The sequence below is a fragment of the Pseudomonas fuscovaginae SE-1 genome (genome assembly GCF_000364705.1).
Lineage (GTDB): Bacteria > Pseudomonadota > Gammaproteobacteria > Pseudomonadales > Pseudomonadaceae > Aquipseudomonas > Aquipseudomonas fuscovaginae_A.
Window position 1 is genome coordinate 1 of the sequence record NZ_AQOH01000293.1, and the last position, 15515, is coordinate 15515.

Annotated in this window: 12 protein-coding genes and 1 pseudogene; 4 read left to right on the forward strand and 9 right to left on the reverse strand. The window is 65.3% G+C overall.

The genetic code is table 11. The annotated features are described in order from the left end of the window. The 6 genes from K675_RS0123575 to K675_RS0123600 all read right to left on the reverse strand — a co-directional run. The coding region (locus K675_RS0123575; protein WP_332308418.1) for a lipocalin-like domain-containing protein at positions 1-370 on the reverse strand (370 nt) is incomplete at its 3' end. After that, positions 360-2849: an ABC transporter permease gene (locus K675_RS0123580; RefSeq protein WP_017905935.1), complete on the reverse strand. Its 2490-nt coding sequence runs from the start codon at positions 2847-2849 to the stop codon at positions 360-362. The genes K675_RS0123580 and K675_RS0123575, both read right to left, overlap by 11 nt. Further along, entirely contained in the window at positions 2846-3505 is a 660-nt protein-coding gene (locus K675_RS0123585) for an ABC transporter ATP-binding protein (RefSeq protein WP_017905936.1), read from the reverse strand. The genes K675_RS0123580 and K675_RS0123585 overlap by 4 nt, the downstream gene beginning before the upstream one ends. Before the next feature lie 210 nt (positions 3506-3715). Beyond that, positions 3716-4267, reverse strand: coding sequence for a phosphonate metabolism protein/1,5-bisphosphokinase (PRPP-forming) PhnN (gene phnN, locus K675_RS0123590; protein WP_017905937.1), 552 nt, complete (start codon positions 4265-4267; stop codon positions 3716-3718). 103 nt (positions 4268-4370) lie between these two features. Beyond that, a complete protein-coding gene (locus K675_RS0123595) occupies positions 4371-5558 on the reverse strand; it encodes an MFS transporter (protein WP_017905938.1) in 1188 nt (395 codons plus the stop codon). A gap of 75 nt (positions 5559-5633) precedes the next feature. Continuing rightward, the gene (locus K675_RS0123600) at positions 5634-6947 is read right to left on the reverse strand and encodes an MFS transporter (RefSeq protein ID WP_017905939.1); all 1314 of its coding nucleotides are present in this window, start codon (positions 6945-6947) and stop codon (positions 5634-5636) included. A gap of 369 nt (positions 6948-7316) precedes the next feature. Here K675_RS0123600 and K675_RS0123605 point away from each other — a divergent pair, with 369 nt between their 5' ends. Together K675_RS0123605 and K675_RS0123610 are read left to right on the forward strand one after the other, a co-directional pair. Beyond that, positions 7317-8615, forward strand: a complete 1299-nt coding sequence (locus K675_RS0123605; protein WP_017905940.1) for an MFS transporter — start codon at positions 7317-7319, stop codon at positions 8613-8615. A gap of 173 nt (positions 8616-8788) precedes the next feature. Next, positions 8789-9559, forward strand: coding sequence for a substrate-binding domain-containing protein (locus tag K675_RS0123610; RefSeq protein WP_017905941.1), 771 nt, complete (start codon positions 8789-8791; stop codon positions 9557-9559). A 6-nt stretch (positions 9560-9565) separates the two neighbouring features. Here the strand turns inward: K675_RS0123610 and K675_RS0123615 are convergent, their stop codons facing one another. The 3 genes from K675_RS0123615 to K675_RS0123625 all read right to left on the reverse strand — a co-directional run bounded on the left by K675_RS0123615 (position 9566) and on the right by K675_RS0123625 (position 13067). Further along, positions 9566-10468: a LysR family transcriptional regulator gene (locus K675_RS0123615; RefSeq protein ID WP_017905942.1), complete on the reverse strand. Its 903-nt coding sequence runs from the start codon at positions 10466-10468 to the stop codon at positions 9566-9568. Between the two features lie 76 nt (positions 10469-10544). Then, complete coding sequence (locus tag K675_RS0123620; protein WP_017905943.1) at positions 10545-12452, reverse strand: M48 family metallopeptidase; 1908 nt, start codon at positions 12450-12452, stop codon at positions 10545-10547. Positions 12453-12473: 21 nt separating this feature from the next. Further along, on the reverse strand, positions 12474-13067 hold the full coding sequence (locus K675_RS0123625) for a LemA family protein (protein ID WP_017905944.1): 594 nt from the start codon (positions 13065-13067) through the stop codon (positions 12474-12476). A gap of 327 nt (positions 13068-13394) precedes the next feature. Between K675_RS0123625 and K675_RS0123630 the strand changes: the two genes are divergently transcribed. Together K675_RS0123630 and K675_RS0123635 are read left to right on the forward strand one after the other, a co-directional pair. Beyond that, positions 13395-14669 (forward strand): MFS transporter, encoded by a 1275-nt coding sequence (locus K675_RS0123630; RefSeq protein ID WP_026145486.1) that lies wholly within the window; start codon positions 13395-13397, stop codon positions 14667-14669. 140 nt (positions 14670-14809) lie between these two features. Beyond that, positions 14810-15515 (forward strand): annotated as a pseudogene (locus K675_RS0123635) (AAA family ATPase); the annotation flags it as partial.

The following is a 15515-nucleotide window of genomic DNA, read 5'->3' on the forward strand; positions in this document are numbered from 1 at the left end:
ACAAGGCCTGGGCGTAGTGATGCCCCTGCTCGCTGGTCAGGGCCGCATGCCCCATCCACAAGGTCGGCTCGCTCCAGCCCTGCAGGTCGCCGGGCACCCGCAGGGCACTGCGGAACAACGTCCATTGCACGCCATAGCGGTGACCTTCGGCATCCTTGAGGTTGGCGGTGATGTACCACCACTCGATTCGATAGTCGCGATGGGCGCCGTGGTCGCGGGGAAACTCCAGCGTCTGCCCCGGTACGACCTGGGCGAAATCGGTGGCGCTCGCGCCCAGGCCGGCGAAGCCTTGCTCTTGAGGCGCTGGCGATTGATCGCAGCCGACCACCAGCAAGCCGAGCAGCAATACGAACAAGCCCCTAGCGTTCATTGGCAAACGTCCTCAACAAAACCACCGGGCTGACCCGCAGCAACTTCCACAACGGCCAGGCGGCCGCCACCAGGGTCACCACCAGCGCCAGCAGCGACAGGTGCAGCAACTGCCAGGGGAAGACGATCAGCGGCAAGCGCCAGCCGAAGGCCTGCACGTTCACCACCGCCACCAGGCACCAGGCCAATGCCAGCCCCAGGGGAATTGCCAGCAACAGCGTCAACGAGCCCAACAGCAGGGTCTGCCCCAGGCTCAACAGCAGCAACTGGCGACGGCCCACGCCCAAGGCCCACAGCGGTGCCAATTGCCCCAGGCGGCTTTCGCTCAGGCTCAGCAGGCTGATGAACAACGCGACACCAGCCACGCCCAGGGTCAGGCTGTTCAGGGCCGTGGTCGCGGCGAAGGTGCGTTCGAAGACCTTGCCGGCGGTGTCCTTGAGTTCGTCCTGGTCGATCAGGTGCGCCTCGTCGAGATGAAAGCCCTGCCGCAGGGCCTGCTTGAGCGGCGCCACCGCCTCGGGGGCGGTCAGCAGGCTGTAGCGGGTCGGCCGCAGTTGCGGCCAATGAGCCTGCAGCGTCCGCCCTTCCAGCAGCAGGTGGCCCTTGGGGTTGCCGTAGTCGGCATACACCCCGAGCACCGGCAGCGACCAGTCGCCCATCGGGGTCGGCACCACCAGCGGCTTACCGAGTTCGAGCTGCAGATGGCGCGCCAATTGCTCGCTGACCATCACGCCCTCACCCGCCGACCAGCGCTGCCAGGCCTCATCGATGGACTCCAGCAGCGGCCAGTGCTGACGATAGCTCGGCACATCCGGTATGCCGCGTACCTGGGTCGGCCAGCCCCGCAGGCTGATCTCGGTGTCCCAACCCGGCAGCACCGCCTGGACATCGTTGCGCGCGGCCAGCCAGGGTTCCAGTTGCACGTCCTGCCCGGGGTCCTGGGTGATGATGTACAACTGGGCGAACAGACGCTGGTCGAGCCAGCCGTTGAAGGTCTGGCGAAAACCCGAGGTCATGCTGCCCACACCGATGTTCGCGGCCAGGGCCAGCAACAAGGCCATCAGCGCCAGGCTCAGGGCCGGCAATTGCTGACGGCTGTCGGCGATGAACCACTGGCTCAACGGTCGACGGCAAACCGGCAACAGGCCGCTCAGCAGCACATTCAGGCACACCGGCAGCAGCAGCGCCGCCGCAATCAGCAACGCCGCCATCAGCGCAAAACCGCTGGCCAGGCCGTTCCCCCAGATGATGCAGGCCGCTACCACCAGCGCCAGTGCGGCCGCCAGCCAGAACTGCTGGCGCAGGCGCCGGGCCTGGGCCGCCCGCCAGGCTTCGGCCTGGGCCAACGCCAGCAACGGTAGCCTCGCAGCCCGCCAGACACTGCCGGCACCGGCCAGCAAGGCGCCGCCCACGGACAGCCCCAATCCCGCCAGCCAGTCGCTGGCCGGCAGGTTCAGGCTGCCGGCCACTTGCGCGCCATAAAGCCCGCGCAGGCTGGCCGCCACGTCCGGCAACAACAGGCTCGCCAGTCCGTAGCCGCTGACGACGCCAAACACGCCGCCCACCAGGGCAAAGCCCAGCAGCTCGACCGTCAACGCGCTCAGCAGGCAACGGGCGCTGACCCCACAGGAACGCAAGGTGCGCAACAGGCCACGCCGCTGCTCCAAGGCCAGGCCGATCGCACCGTGGACGATGAACAGCCCGACGATGAACGCCAGGAAGCCCAGGGCGCTGAGGTTGAGATGAAAGCTCTCGGTCAGGTGCGCCAGATCGCTCTCGTCGCCCGGAGCCCGCAGGCGCAGGCGATTGCCCAGGTCGGGCGGCAACTGCGGCTCGGCGCGGGCGAAATCGGTTGCCAGCAACAGTTGTGACAACTGCCCCGGTGCACCGAGCAACTGCTGGGCGGCACCGATATCCATCAGCAGCAGGCCGGGCGGCAGTTGTGGACGCAGGGCCAGCGGCGGCAGCAACTGCCCATCCGGACTGCGTGGCCGATCACCGACCTTCAGCCCCAGGCGCTGCAAGGTGTCGGCCGCCACCCAGGTCTGCCCCGGCACCCCGATGAACGCCAGCAACTGCTGGCTGTCCACGGACTGCCCGGCCAGGGTGCTGCCGCGCGGCAGGCTGACCGGATCGATGCCCAACACCCGCAGGCGCTGGGTGTGCCCTGGCTGGCGCGGATCATCCAGCTCCAGGTGTCCCTGCAACAACGGCGAAACCGGCCACCCCGCCAAACGCAACTGGACAAACACCTGCTGCTCGAAATGCCCGCCATCGCGACTGACCAGGCGATAAGGTGCGGCACCACCGATCAGTTGGCTGGCCCGCGCATAGCTGTCCCGGGCCTGACTGTTGAGCGCCTGCACGCCGATCAGCAAGGCGGTGGCCAGCCACAATCCGGCCAGGACGCTGGCCAGTTGCACGCGATGGCGCCACCAGTGGCTGAGCAGCGCACGCACGGTCCAGTAGAATGTCCTCATGACTCGCTCAGCCGGCCATTGTGCAACCGCACGCGACGTTGCAGGCGGCTGGCCATGCGCTCGCTGTGGGTGACCATCAACAGGCTGGTGGCATTGTCGGCGAGCAGGTCGAGCAGCACGTCCAGCACTTCGTCGCTGGTGCTCTCGTCGAGGCTGCCGGTGGGTTCGTCGGCCAGAATCAAGGGCGGACGCGCCGCCAGTGCGCGCCCCAGGGCCACCCGCTGCTGCTGGCCGCCGGAGAGCTGTTCGGGGTAACGGGACAGGGTCTGCCCAAGCCCAAGGCGCTCGACCAGCCGGTTTTCCCAGTGCCGGTCGTAACGCCCGGCCAACCGCGCCTGGAACGCCAGGTTGTCCGCCACCGTCAGACTGGGAATCAGGTTGAACTGCTGGAAGATCAGACCGATCTCCTGGCGGCGCCAATTGGCCAGTTGCACTTCACCCAGTTGGCAGAGGTCACGCCCGGCGACCTCGATCGAGCCGCTGTCGGCGCTGTCCAGGCCGGCCACCAGATGCAGCAGGGTGCTCTTGCCACTGCCCGATTCCCCCATCAGGGCCAGGCTCGCGCCCTGCTCCAGCTCCAGATCCACGCCCTGCAACACGGCCAAAGGCCCCTGGGCCGTGGCGTAGGCCTTGCTCAACCGGCGAATACGCAACATCGACAACCTCATCCCGAGACAAGCCCGACCGGCGCAGCGCCAGGCCGGGCTTTACGATGTCAGCCGTTATAGGGCATCACGGGCTTTTTTGCACCCACGTTCGATCCCGGAAGTTGGCTTTCAACGCTTACGGGCTATCAACGCAGATGCCCTGCAACAGTCCCACGACCACCTCCTCGCAACGCCCTGAGCGGGTTGACGCCGGTGTGCTCACGCCCTGTTGATCAAGGCAAACAACTGGGTCACGGTCTGGCGGATCGGCCCTGAATTGTCCAGCCGCACCAACGACGAATCCTCTTCGGCACCGAGGGTGAATGCCGCATTGCGCGCCAACCGTGCCTCGATCTCCGCCAGCGACTCGCGGCGCCGCTCCAGGAGCCGTTCGCGCAACACGGCCTGATCCACGCCCAGCAGCACCGCCAACAGATCGGGATAACGTTTGCGGGCCTGGGGCAGGTAGCCGCGGGAACCGTTGACCAACACGTCCAGGCCATCGGACAGCCACTGGTCGATTTCAGCGGGGATACCATAGCTCAGGCCGTTGGCTTCCCAGCTCATGGCAAAGGCACCCTGCTCGCGCATCGCCGCGAACTGCTCGGCGCTGACCCCGTGGGCCGCCTCGCCCACCGCCTCGGCGGAACGGGTGATGACCCGCCGAACGATCCGACAGCCGCGCTGCGCCAGGGACTCGCGGGCGGCATCGAGCAGGCTGTCCTTGCCGGAGCCCGAAGGCCCGATGAGATAGATCAACCTGCCCGCCATCACCACACCCTCTGTACGTGTCGCCAAGCCTGGAATATCGGCTGGCCGGATCAATAATCGCCGCAAAGAATATCCAATCAGCAGGGTTTTTCCAGTGGCACGATCAGGTTGTTTGTACGCGCTTGAGCCATCGCCACCACACCGCCACTCCGATGAGTGCACTCGCCAGGCTAAGTGCCAGCACCACCCCACGAGTTCCCAGCGGCGCGGCCAGCACCCCGACCAGCAAGCCTGCCAGGGGCTGCGACAGGTTGTTCAGCAAGGTGATCACGCCGACAGTCTTGCCGAAATCCTGCATTGGGATGACCCGTTGGCGGACGCTGCGCATGTACACGTTGAACATCTTGTCGAAACCGACCACCAGCAGGAAACCCGGCACATACCCGCCAATCGACGGGCTGGCGCCGCTGATCAAACCACCGAGCAGGATCAGCGAATAGGACAAGCCGCCCAGCAGCCGCAATGACAGGTTGATCCGCGCCAGCAGAAACAGGATGGCGATGGTCACTGCGGCACCGACCGCCTGCAGCCCGGCATAGTCATCCTTGCCCTGCTCGTGAACGCCGACCACCAGGGCGGCGGAAGTGGCCAGGGTCACGCCGACGATCAGGTTGACCCCGACCGCCAGGCAGATGATTTTCTGCAGCTCGGCCAGCGTGCCGATATGCCCGAGCGCCGTGCGCAAGGGTTGCAGCCAGGACCCCGGCGGCTGTTCGAAGGTGGGAAGCATGACAGCGCTGCTGCGTTTCCAGGCCAGCATCGCCAGGTCGGCCAGCACGAACAGCCCGGCGATCCCCAGCACCACCCACGGCCAGGCCATGGCTTCCAGCAGCAGTGCGGCCAGCAACGGGCCGAGCACCAGGCCGCTCTGGTCGGCGATCTGCGAATAGGACAGGGTCCGGGTGTAGCTGTAGCGCGCGAAGACGTGGGGTAGCAGCACTTCCCGGGCCATGATGCCCTGGGTGGTCAGTACCCCGCACAGTGCCGACAGCAGCACCAGCCAGTAGATCCCGTCGAACAGCCCATGACCGGCCACCGCCAGCACACAGCCGGCAGCCCGGCAGGCCTGGCTCAGGTGCAGGATACGCACCGGCGAAAAGCGGTCGCACAAGGCGCCGCAGATCGGGAAAGCCAGAAAGCGTGGCAGCGCCTCGGCAAAGAACGCCAATCCCGCCCAGGAAGCGCTGTTGGTGGTCTGGAACACCAACAGCGGAACGATGAACAAGAGGATCTGGTCAGCCAGCCTCGAAAGAAACAGCGACGCGAAAAACGCCAGGTAATCCCTGCCCATCCCCTTCCTCATCCTGGTCCCTGTGGGAGCTGGCTTGCCAGCGAACCGTCGTAGGCGGCCATCCCCCGCTATCTCTTAAACCCCGCTACGCGCCACCAACCGTGAAAAACTCGCCAGGCAAGCCGCGGCCGCAAACCCCGCCCCGATATACAGAGCCAGAACCGGCCCCTCGTGACTCGATATGCCGAAACTCAACGCCACCAGCGCCGCCCCGGTCGACTGACCGATCAAGCGCGCCGTGGCGATCGTCCCGCTGGCCCCGCTGCTGCGTTCGCGCGGTGCGCTGGTCAGCAGGGCCTTCTGGTTCGGCGACTGGAAGAAGCCGAAACCCAACCCGCAGATGATCATGCGGATGCCGATCTCCAATGCACTCGGATCACTGGGCAGCAGGGCCAAGGACAGCATGCCCAGCGACAGCACGGCCAGGCCGATGCCCCCAAGCAACCCAGGCGGGTAGCGGTCCGACAGGCGCCCGGCAAAGGGGGCGATCAACGCCACCACCACCGACCAGGGCGTCATCAGGTAGCCGGTCTGCACCGGGTCGCGACCCAGCACCGTCTCGAAAAAGAACGGCAAGGAGACGAACGCCAGGCCCTGGGTGGCAAACGAGCAGAAAGCCGTCAGGGCTGACAAGGCAAACATCGGCCGCTTGAGCAGATCGAGGGGAAACATCGGCGCCGGATGCCCGGCCTCCCGGCGAATCATCAGGTAGCCGGCACAGACACACACCAACAGCGCCAGGCCGATCGCCGTCGCCCCGGCGAACTGGGCGCCCTCGCCCAAGGCATAGATCAGCGAACCGAAGGTCAGCGCGCTCAGGCCCGCCGTGCCCCAGGCGAAACGTTGGCCGTTGGGCGGCGTATGCGGCAACGAAGGCACCGCCATCGCCAGCGCAATCAACCCGATGGGAATATTCACCCCGAACAGCCAGGGCCAGTCGGCCACCGACAGGATCAGCGACGCCACGGTCGGCCCGGCGGCGAACGAGATGCCCACCACCAGCGCATTGAGCCCCATGCCCTTGCCGAGCCTTTCCGGCGGGAACAGGCTGAAGATCAGCGCCGCATTGACACTCATGATCGCGCTGCCGCCAATGCCCTGCAGCACCCGGGCGAGCGTCAGCTGGGTCAAGGTGGTCGACAGCGCGCACAACGCCGAAGCCACGGTGAACAGCACCAGGCCGAACAGGTAGATCCTGCGGTGCCCAAGCACCCCGCCGAGGGAGGCGAAGGCCAGAATGGTTGCCACGGCCGCCAGTTGATAGGCGTTGATGATCCATACCGAGGCCGCCGGCGTGGTATGCAGGCTGGTGGAAATCGCCGGCAATGCCGTATTGGCAATGGCGGTGTCCAACGATGACAGACCGATGGCGATCAGGATCGCCAACATGCCGCTGGCCTGACGTGACAGGCGCAGCCCGAAAACTCCCGATGAACCGCTGATCGCACACCCCCGAAGCCCGCTCTATCCTGCGGATCATAGCGTTTTGCTCAATATCCGTGAGCCGATCTTGCTGAACGTCGACTGTACGAACTCACATCAGGCTTCGCCCTGTCCTGCCGCTCAGGGTGATCGCCTGATCCTGCTTGATAAACTAGCGCTTTCTGGGATAACTCCCAACCCAAGGTTGGCAGTGATCCACAGCATGCATCAATCCATTCTAAAAATGCACTTATCAAATCGATAAGGCTGCTCCAGTATCGCCCTCAATAAAAATCTGCACCCGATGCAGGCCATAAAAATGCTGGAGATCTAACGATGCACGCCACACCACCCACCGCCAGTTCCGCCCGTGCCAAGGCGGGCGCGGTATTCCGTGTCACCTCGGGCAACTTCCTCGAGCAGTTCGACTTCTTCCTCTTCGGCTTCTACGCCACCTACATCGCTGCCGCCTTCTTTCCTGCCAGCAGTGAGTTCGCCTCGCTGATGATGACCTTCGCGGTCTTCGGTGCCGGCTTCCTGATGCGCCCGCTGGGCGCGGTGATCCTCGGTGCCTATATCGACGAGGTCGGTCGGCGCAAGGGCCTGATCGTCACCCTGTCGATCATGGCCAGCGGCACCATCCTGATCGTGCTGGTCCCCGGCTACGAGAGCATCGGCCTGCTGGCCCCGGCCCTGGTCCTGCTCGGGCGTCTGCTGCAAGGGTTTTCCGCCGGCGCGGAGCTGGGCGGGGTCTCGGTCTATCTGGCGGAAATCGCCACGCCGGGGCGCAAGGGTTTCTACGTTGCCTGGCAGTCCTGCAGCCAGCAGGTCGCCGTGGTGGTCGCCGCCGCCCTGGGTTATGGCCTGAACCAGTGGATGGCCGCCAGCGCCGTGGCCGATTGGGGCTGGCGCATTCCGTTCATGCTCGGTTGCCTGATCGTGCCGTTCATCTTCTTCCTGCGCCGCAACCTGGCGGAAACCGAGGAGTTCGCCCAGCGCAAGCGTCGCCCGGGCATGCGTGAGGTGCTCAACACCCTGGCGCAGAACTGGGTCACGGTGATCGCCGGGATGCTGATGGTCGCGCTGACCACCACCGCCTTCTACCTGATCACCGTCTACGCACCGACCTTCGGCAAGACCGTGCTGCACCTGAGCACCGCCGACAGCCTGCTGGTGACCCTGCTGGTCGGTATCTCGAACTTCTGCTGGCTGCCCCTGGGCGGTGCCCTCTCCGACCGTATCGGCCGCCGTCCGGTGCTGCTGGCCATGGCCGGGCTGACCCTGGCCACGGCCTATCCGGCGCTGTCGCTGCTGGTCAAGGCGCCGAGCTTCAGCAGCATGCTGCTGGTACTGCTGTGGCTGTCGTTCCTCTATGGCATGTACAACGGCGCGATGATTGCCGCGCTGACCGAGATCATGCCGGCGGAAGTCCGCGTGGCCGGTTTCTCCCTGGCCTACAGCCTGGCGACCGCGGTGTTCGGCGGCTTCACCCCGGCGATTTCCACGGCGCTGATCGAATACAGCGGTGACAAGGCCGCGCCGGGTTACTGGATGAGCCTGGCGGCGATCTGTGCGCTGTGTGCGACGCTGTTCCTGTATCGCAAGGCAAACATGCAGTTGCGCCCGGCCATGTAAGCCGGTGACACCGCACTCTCCTTTATGGGAATCGGCTCGCTGGCGATAGCGCTCTCGATGGCTGCTACCCCCAGCCGGATGCCCGGCTACGACGGATCGTCGGAACGCCGTCCGCAGCCAGCCGGTTCCCACAAGAGCAGAACCCCGTTTACCCTTCCAATAAGAGACATGTGATGAAAGCACTCTTTCTGAAACTCGCCCTGATCGGCAGCATGGCCCTGGGCAGCGTTGCCCAGGCCGAGGAAATCCGCGTGATGACCTCCGGTGGCTTCACCGCCGCCTACAAGATTCTCGGCCCGAAATTCGCCGCCGAAACCGGCAATACCCTCGACACCGCGCTCGGCCCGTCCATGGGCAAGGCCCCGGAGGCGATTCCCAATCGACTGGCGCGCGGCGAGAAGGCCGATGTGGTGATCATGGTCGGCTACGCCCTCGACGAACTGATCAAGCAAGGCAAGGTCGTGCCCACATCGCGGGTCGAACTGGCCGACTCGCGGATCGGCCTGGTGGTCCGTGAAGGCAGCGCCAAGCCGGCCATCGGTACCGAGCAGGAATTGAAGGACACCCTGCTCAAGGCCAAGTCCGTGGCCTACTCCGATAGCGCCAGCGGCGTGTACATCCAGGAACAGTTGTTCAAGCGCCTGGGTATCGAGGCGCAACTCAAGCCCAAGGCGAGCATGGTACCGAAGATCCCGGTGGCCTCGGTGGTGGCGAGCGGCGAATACCAGTTGGGCTTCCAGCAGGTCAGCGAGCTGCTGCCGGTACCCGGGGTGACCTATGTCGGCAAGATTCCGGAGTCGGTGCAATCGGTGACCCGTTTCGCCGCCGGTATTCCGGTAGGCGCGCAGCACCCGGAACAGGCCAAGGCGCTGCTCCAGTACCTGGCCGCACCAGCCGCCCAGGAAACGGTCCGGGCCACGGGGCTGGATTCCGTCACTCGGTGACATCCCCTACCCCAGCGGCTGCTTCATCTCCACGATCAGCCGCTCCAGCTCCAGGGCCGCGGGAGTCAACACCCGGCCCCGGCGCTTGAGCAACCCCACCTTGCGCACCACTTCGGGCTCGATCAGCGGCACGCTGGTCAGGCTCGGATGCTCCGGTCCCGGCATCGCCATGGTCGGCACCGCCGCCACACCCAACCCCGCTTCCACCAGGCCGATCATGGTCGTGACATGCCGGGTCTCGCACACTCCCGGCTTCTCGGGCGTGATACGAATCAGCGCCTGGTCGAGCAGGAAACGGTTGCCCGAGGTCTTGTCGAGACTGATGTAGTCCTGCTGGTACAACTCCCTCCAGCTCACACTGGCCCGCTGCGCCAACGGATGGTCACGACGGCAGGCCACCACGTAGCGCTCCTCCACCAGCAGTTCGAACTCGATTTCCGGCTGCAGATTGCCCGTGAAGCTCAGGCCGAAGTCCGCCTCGCCGCTGAGCACCGCCGCATGCACGTCGTTGGCGCTGGAATCGAGCACCTTGATCCGAATTTTCGGGTACTGCCGGTGATAGTGGGCAATCACCTTGGGCATGAAGTAATAGGCGGCTGAAGGCACACAAGCCACGGTGACATGCCCCAGCCGGGTCGAGGCGACATCGGTGATGCCCAGCAGCGCCACATCCAGGTCATCCAGCAGGCGCTCCACCGTTGGCGCGAAGGCGCGGCCGACCTGGGTCAGGCTGACCCGCCGCGTGGTGCGTTCGAATAGCCGCACACCCAGGGCTTCCTCGAGCTTTTCCACCCGCCGGCTCAACGCGGGCTGGGAAATGTTGATGGCCTGGGCCGCCTTGCGGAAGCTGCCCTGCTCGACCACCGCGCGAAAGGCCTGCAGGTCGTTCAAGTCGAAGTTGATGGCCACGGCGTACACTCATCGGAAACAGATTGATCAGTGTAACGCATGGATCAGCCAGATAGATGCAGCCAGTGAAGCAACGTCATGCCTGAGTCGCCGCAAGCAACGGCGGCATCGGGCAATCGAGGATATCGGCCACTGCCCGCATCAGCTCAGCCTCGGTCGCGGTGACCTGGCCGTCATGCCCGATGCAACGGGCCATGGCCTTGAGCAGTTGCGGCTTCTGCAACGGCAACAGGCCGGCCAGGCGCCGCAGGGCCGCCTCCAGCGCTTTCAGATCGCCCTCGGCCCTGAATGCCGGTACCACGAAAACCAGCTCGGCGCAGCCATGGGCGAACGCCTGGCCGGCTCGCCGCGGGTCGGCCTGCCCGGCCAGGGCCAGGAACGACAGCAGCAGCGCCACGTCATCGGCCAGCGCCTCCAGGCGATACTTGCCGGGCATCGAGCGCAGACCTTCGACATTACGCTCGACGATCCGCAGCAAGGTCCACTCCAGCAGTTCGACCCGATCATCGGCGCGGATCAGCAAGGCCATGCAGCGCTTCACCGCGGCGAACTGGTCCTTGCCCAGTTGCTTGAGCGCCGGGATCGCCAGATCGACCAGAGCCAGTCGTTGGCCCTCGGGTACCTCGCGCAGTGGCGCGCGCAGCGCTTCCAGGCGCTCGGCCAGGGGCGCTTGCAGGTGCGGACGCAACCGTTCCAGTTGCTGTTGCCGCAGGACGTCCACCGAATCGAGCAACAGACCGTAGACCAGCGCCTGGGCGCCTTCCGTGTCATGGGCCGCCTGGATCAGGGTCGCGGGCAAGGCCTGCAGGGTCTGCCGGGCGTCCTGCAGATGCGCCAGACCAGGGTCGCCGATGGCGGCGATGGACTGGGCAACCGCCGCCTCGGCAAAGGCCGTGGCTACGGTCGGGCGAGCGGATGGCTGGGATGGCGCAGCCCGCTCTTCGGCAGCGAGATCCGAATGTTTCACCGACGGGTACCGACCATCCCATCCCGGTTCGATCCGGCGAATGCGCTCCTCCAGCGGCGGGTGAGTGGCGAACAGGCCGTCGATGGCCGACTTGATCCCGGCACTGAAATACAGGTGGCTGAACTCGGCGGCATTCGCCGCGCGCAACTGCGAACCGGCCGCGTGACCACCGATCTTCTTCAGAGCTCCGCCAATGCTGTCGGGATTGCGGGTGAACTGAACCGCCGAGGCATCGGCGAGGAATTCGCGCTGGCGGCTGACCGCGGCCTTGATCAGGTTGCCGAAAAACGTGCCGGCATAACCGAGAATCAGCAGGGTCAGACCAACGACCACCTTGAACAGCTCGCTCTTGTTGTCATTCGAAGACGAGGAACGACGCGACGAGCCGGTATCGCTGCGCAATACCCAGTGCCCGATCAGGCCGATCAGCAGGATGCCGTGGAGCAAGGCGATCAGCCGCATGTTCAGGCGCATGTCGCCGTTGTAGATATGGCTGAACTCGTGGGCGATCACGCCCTGCAGCTCATCGCGATCGAGCAGGCTCATCGCCCCGCGGGTCACGCCGATCACCGCATCCTTGGGGTTCAGGCCGGCGGCGAAGGCATTGATACTGTCATCCTCCAGCACATACACCGACGGCACCGGCGCACCGCAAGCCAGGGCCATTTCCTCGACCACATTGAGCAGGCGCTTTTCATGGAAGTCCTGGGGATCCAGATTGATCAGCCGCCCGCCGAGGCTTTCGGCAACCCGCTTGCCACCGGCATTCAACTGCACACGCTTGTACAGCGAGCCGAACAGCACCACGCCGATCACCACCACCGCCACGGCACCGACCAGTGTCAGGTCGAGCACCGGCGTCACGCTGCGTCGGCTTTCCGATTCGCCATAGAAATGCCAGATCAGCGCCAGTGCCAGGCTGGTCAGGGCGATCAGGCTGATGACCGCCAGGGCCATCAACAGGACCAGGCGCCCGGTGTGGCGGCGGGCGCGGTCCTGATGTTCAAAGAAATTCATGGGCCTTCCGTGGGGAGCAGGTTAGAACGACACCTTGGGTGCCGCCTGAATCTCGGCGCTGTCGGCGAACTCCAGCAGGCTGGCATCGGCAGCATGGCCGAAGGCCGCGGCGAAGAACACCGGCGGGAACGTCTGCTTGTAGGTGTTGTACTGCATCACCGCGTCGTTGAAGGCCTGGCGGGCGAAGGCCACCTTGTTTTCGGTGCTGCTCAGTTCTTCGCCGAGCTGCTGCATGTTCTGGGACGCCTTGAGGTCCGGGTAGGCTTCAAGGGTCACGTTCAGGCGGCCCAGGGCGCTGTTCAGCAGCCCCTCGGCGCTGCCCAACTGGGCCATGCTGCCGGCGTCGCCCGGTTTCGAGGCGGCGGCCTTGAGGCCGGTCACGGCCTGATTGCGGGCGTTGATCACCGCTTCGAGGGTACCGCGCTCATGAGCCATGTAACCCTTGGCGGTTTCCACGAGGTTGGGGATCAGGTCATGCCGGCGCTTGAGCTGGACCTCGATCTGGGCAAAGGCATTCTTGAAGCGATTACGCAGGGTCACCAGTTTGTTGTAGATGCCGATGACATAGAAGACCAGGAGGGCAATGATAGCCAGAAGGATCAGAATGAAGGTCATGCGACGTCCTTTTCTTCGACAGGAAAATGAGCGGCGATGTTAGCGCAAAATCTTCGGCAAGCGCAGAATTCGCCGCCTGCGGGCCAAGCGATCAAGGAGCGGGGACTCAAGGGACAGGTCCCACCTTGATCATCCGGCTCGAACAGGCGTGTCTCGAGCCACCTGCGACAAAACATCACACATCCGACGACTGTGCCGAAAATCGCACCGCGGTCTCTTCATTTGCGTGATCCTGCCCGCTAAGATTCGCGCCTGCGTTGCCAGCCCAGAACTCTTATAAAACCCCGCCTGCAACAAACGTCATTCCGTCTGTTCTCTGAGGTCATCATGTCCCCGCAATTATTGGCCACGGCGCTGGCACCGCTATTGGGCCTGTTCATCATCAGCATCAGCAGCGCACTGATGTCGTCCCTCACCACCCTGCGCCTGGACACACTGGGGTTCTCCGCCAGCATGATCGGCGTGGTGTCGTCGGCCTACTTCGTCGGCCTGACCCTGGGCTCGGTCTTCAACGAGCGGCTGATCGTGCGCATCGGCCACATTCGCGCCTACAGCTGTTTCGCCGCGGTGATCGCGGTGACCATCGCGCTGCAGGGCCTGAGCCACGACCCGTGGGCGTGGTCCGGCCTGCGCCTGATCGGCGGCTGGGCGCTCGTCGGCGTGTATCTGGTGGTGGAAAGCTGGTTGCTGCTGGTGGCCGAACCGAAGATCCGTGGGCGCCTGCTGGCGGTGTACATGATTGCGCTGTACGGCGCCGGCCTGATCGGCCAGATGAGCCTCGGCCCGGTCATGGGCGCCGGTGAAAGCGTGCCCTTCACCATCGCCGCCATGCTCGCCTCGCTGTCGCTGGTGCCGATCGCCATGATTCCGCGGGTCACCCCGCTGGTGGAACGCGCCGAGCCGCTGCCGGCCGGTCAACTGATCCGCATCACCCCGACCGGCGTGATGGGCTGCTTCGGCTCCGGCGTGATCATCGCCGCGGTGTACACCCTGCTGCCACTGTACCTGCAGAAGGTCGGGCTGAGCGTCACCGAAGTGGGCCACACCATGGCCGCGGTGATTTTCGGCGCCATGGTGCTGCAATACCCGGTCGGTCGCTGGTCCGACCGCAAGGACCGCCAGACCGTGCTGATCGTGCTGGCCGCCGCCTGCCTCGTGCTGTCGGCGATCACCCTGCTGCTGCCACCTTCCGGTTGGCCGATGCTGGTGGTGATGTTCCTGCTCGGCGGTGGCGTGTTCGCGGTGTACCCGGTGGCGGTCAGCCACGCGGCCGACAGTGCGCCGTCCGGTGCCCTGGTACGGATGATCCAGGGCCTGCTGCTGATCAACTCCCTCGGTTCGGCCGTCAGTCCCCTGGCCATTTCGCCGCTGATGGAATGGTCCGGCCCGTCCGGGCTGTTCTGGGCGTTCGCGGTGCTCAACCTGGGACTGGTGATGTTCTTCGTCTGGCGTCGCCGTGCGCACCCGGTGACGGTCGCCGCCGCGCCGTTCGCTGCCGCCACGCAGTACTCGGCCACCGGCGTCGAACTGCGCATGACCCAGGACCTGAACGACGCAGTACAGGCTCACGAGGCGGCGGAACAACCGACCCCGGCCCAATAAGCCGACTGATCGGACCCGCTACCCGCCCATGGGTAGACGGGGCGACCTCGCACAACGCCTTTTTCAGACCAGATGATGGTATTAAGGCGGACATCTTGTAGGTAACATCCTACGCAGATCCTCACAGCTGCGAGTCGCCAATGCCAGGGAATGCTCCGTTCGAACAACCACGGTGGGCGCGCGATCTGTTGCGCTTCCTGCCGCTGAAAAGCCAATTTGTCCTGTCGGGGAATATCCGCGACCTGCAAGCCTGTGAGGTGACGCCCGGCACCGTCACGGCGCAGAGTTTCAACCAGACGCTGTGCGATCTGCTGCTGACCAGTGGCCATGCCCAAGTGCTTGCCTGGGACCCCGTCGCCGGTTTCCGTATGCTCGGGCGCCCCGGCAGCGACCCGGCCGCCGGGCATGCCCTGCTCACCGAACTGGGGCTCACCCCGGTGGACGGCGTTGCCCCAGCGGGGATCGACCTGCTGGGGGTTACCCTGCAACGCCTGGTCAATCGCCCGGGTGAACCGATCGCCCTGATCGTCGATTTCGCTTCCCGCCTGGTCGTGCGCAACGATTCGCTGAGCGCGGCCGAACACCAGTTGTTCACCCAGGCGCTGGTACTCTCGCACCAGACCCGCAGCCGCCCGGCCGGAGAGCAGCGCAAGCCGTTCTTCAACAGCGTGCTGTGGGTGGTGGAAAAGGAAGGCGACCTGCCCGACTGGCTGCTGGTCGACAACCCGCGCCTGCGCCACATTCCGGTATCAAAACCCGACCAGATCGCCCGCCGCGCCCTCGCCCCTGCGCTGCTCAAGGGGCTGACGAGCAAGAACGAGGCCGGCGAGCAGGAGCGGCAGGCGG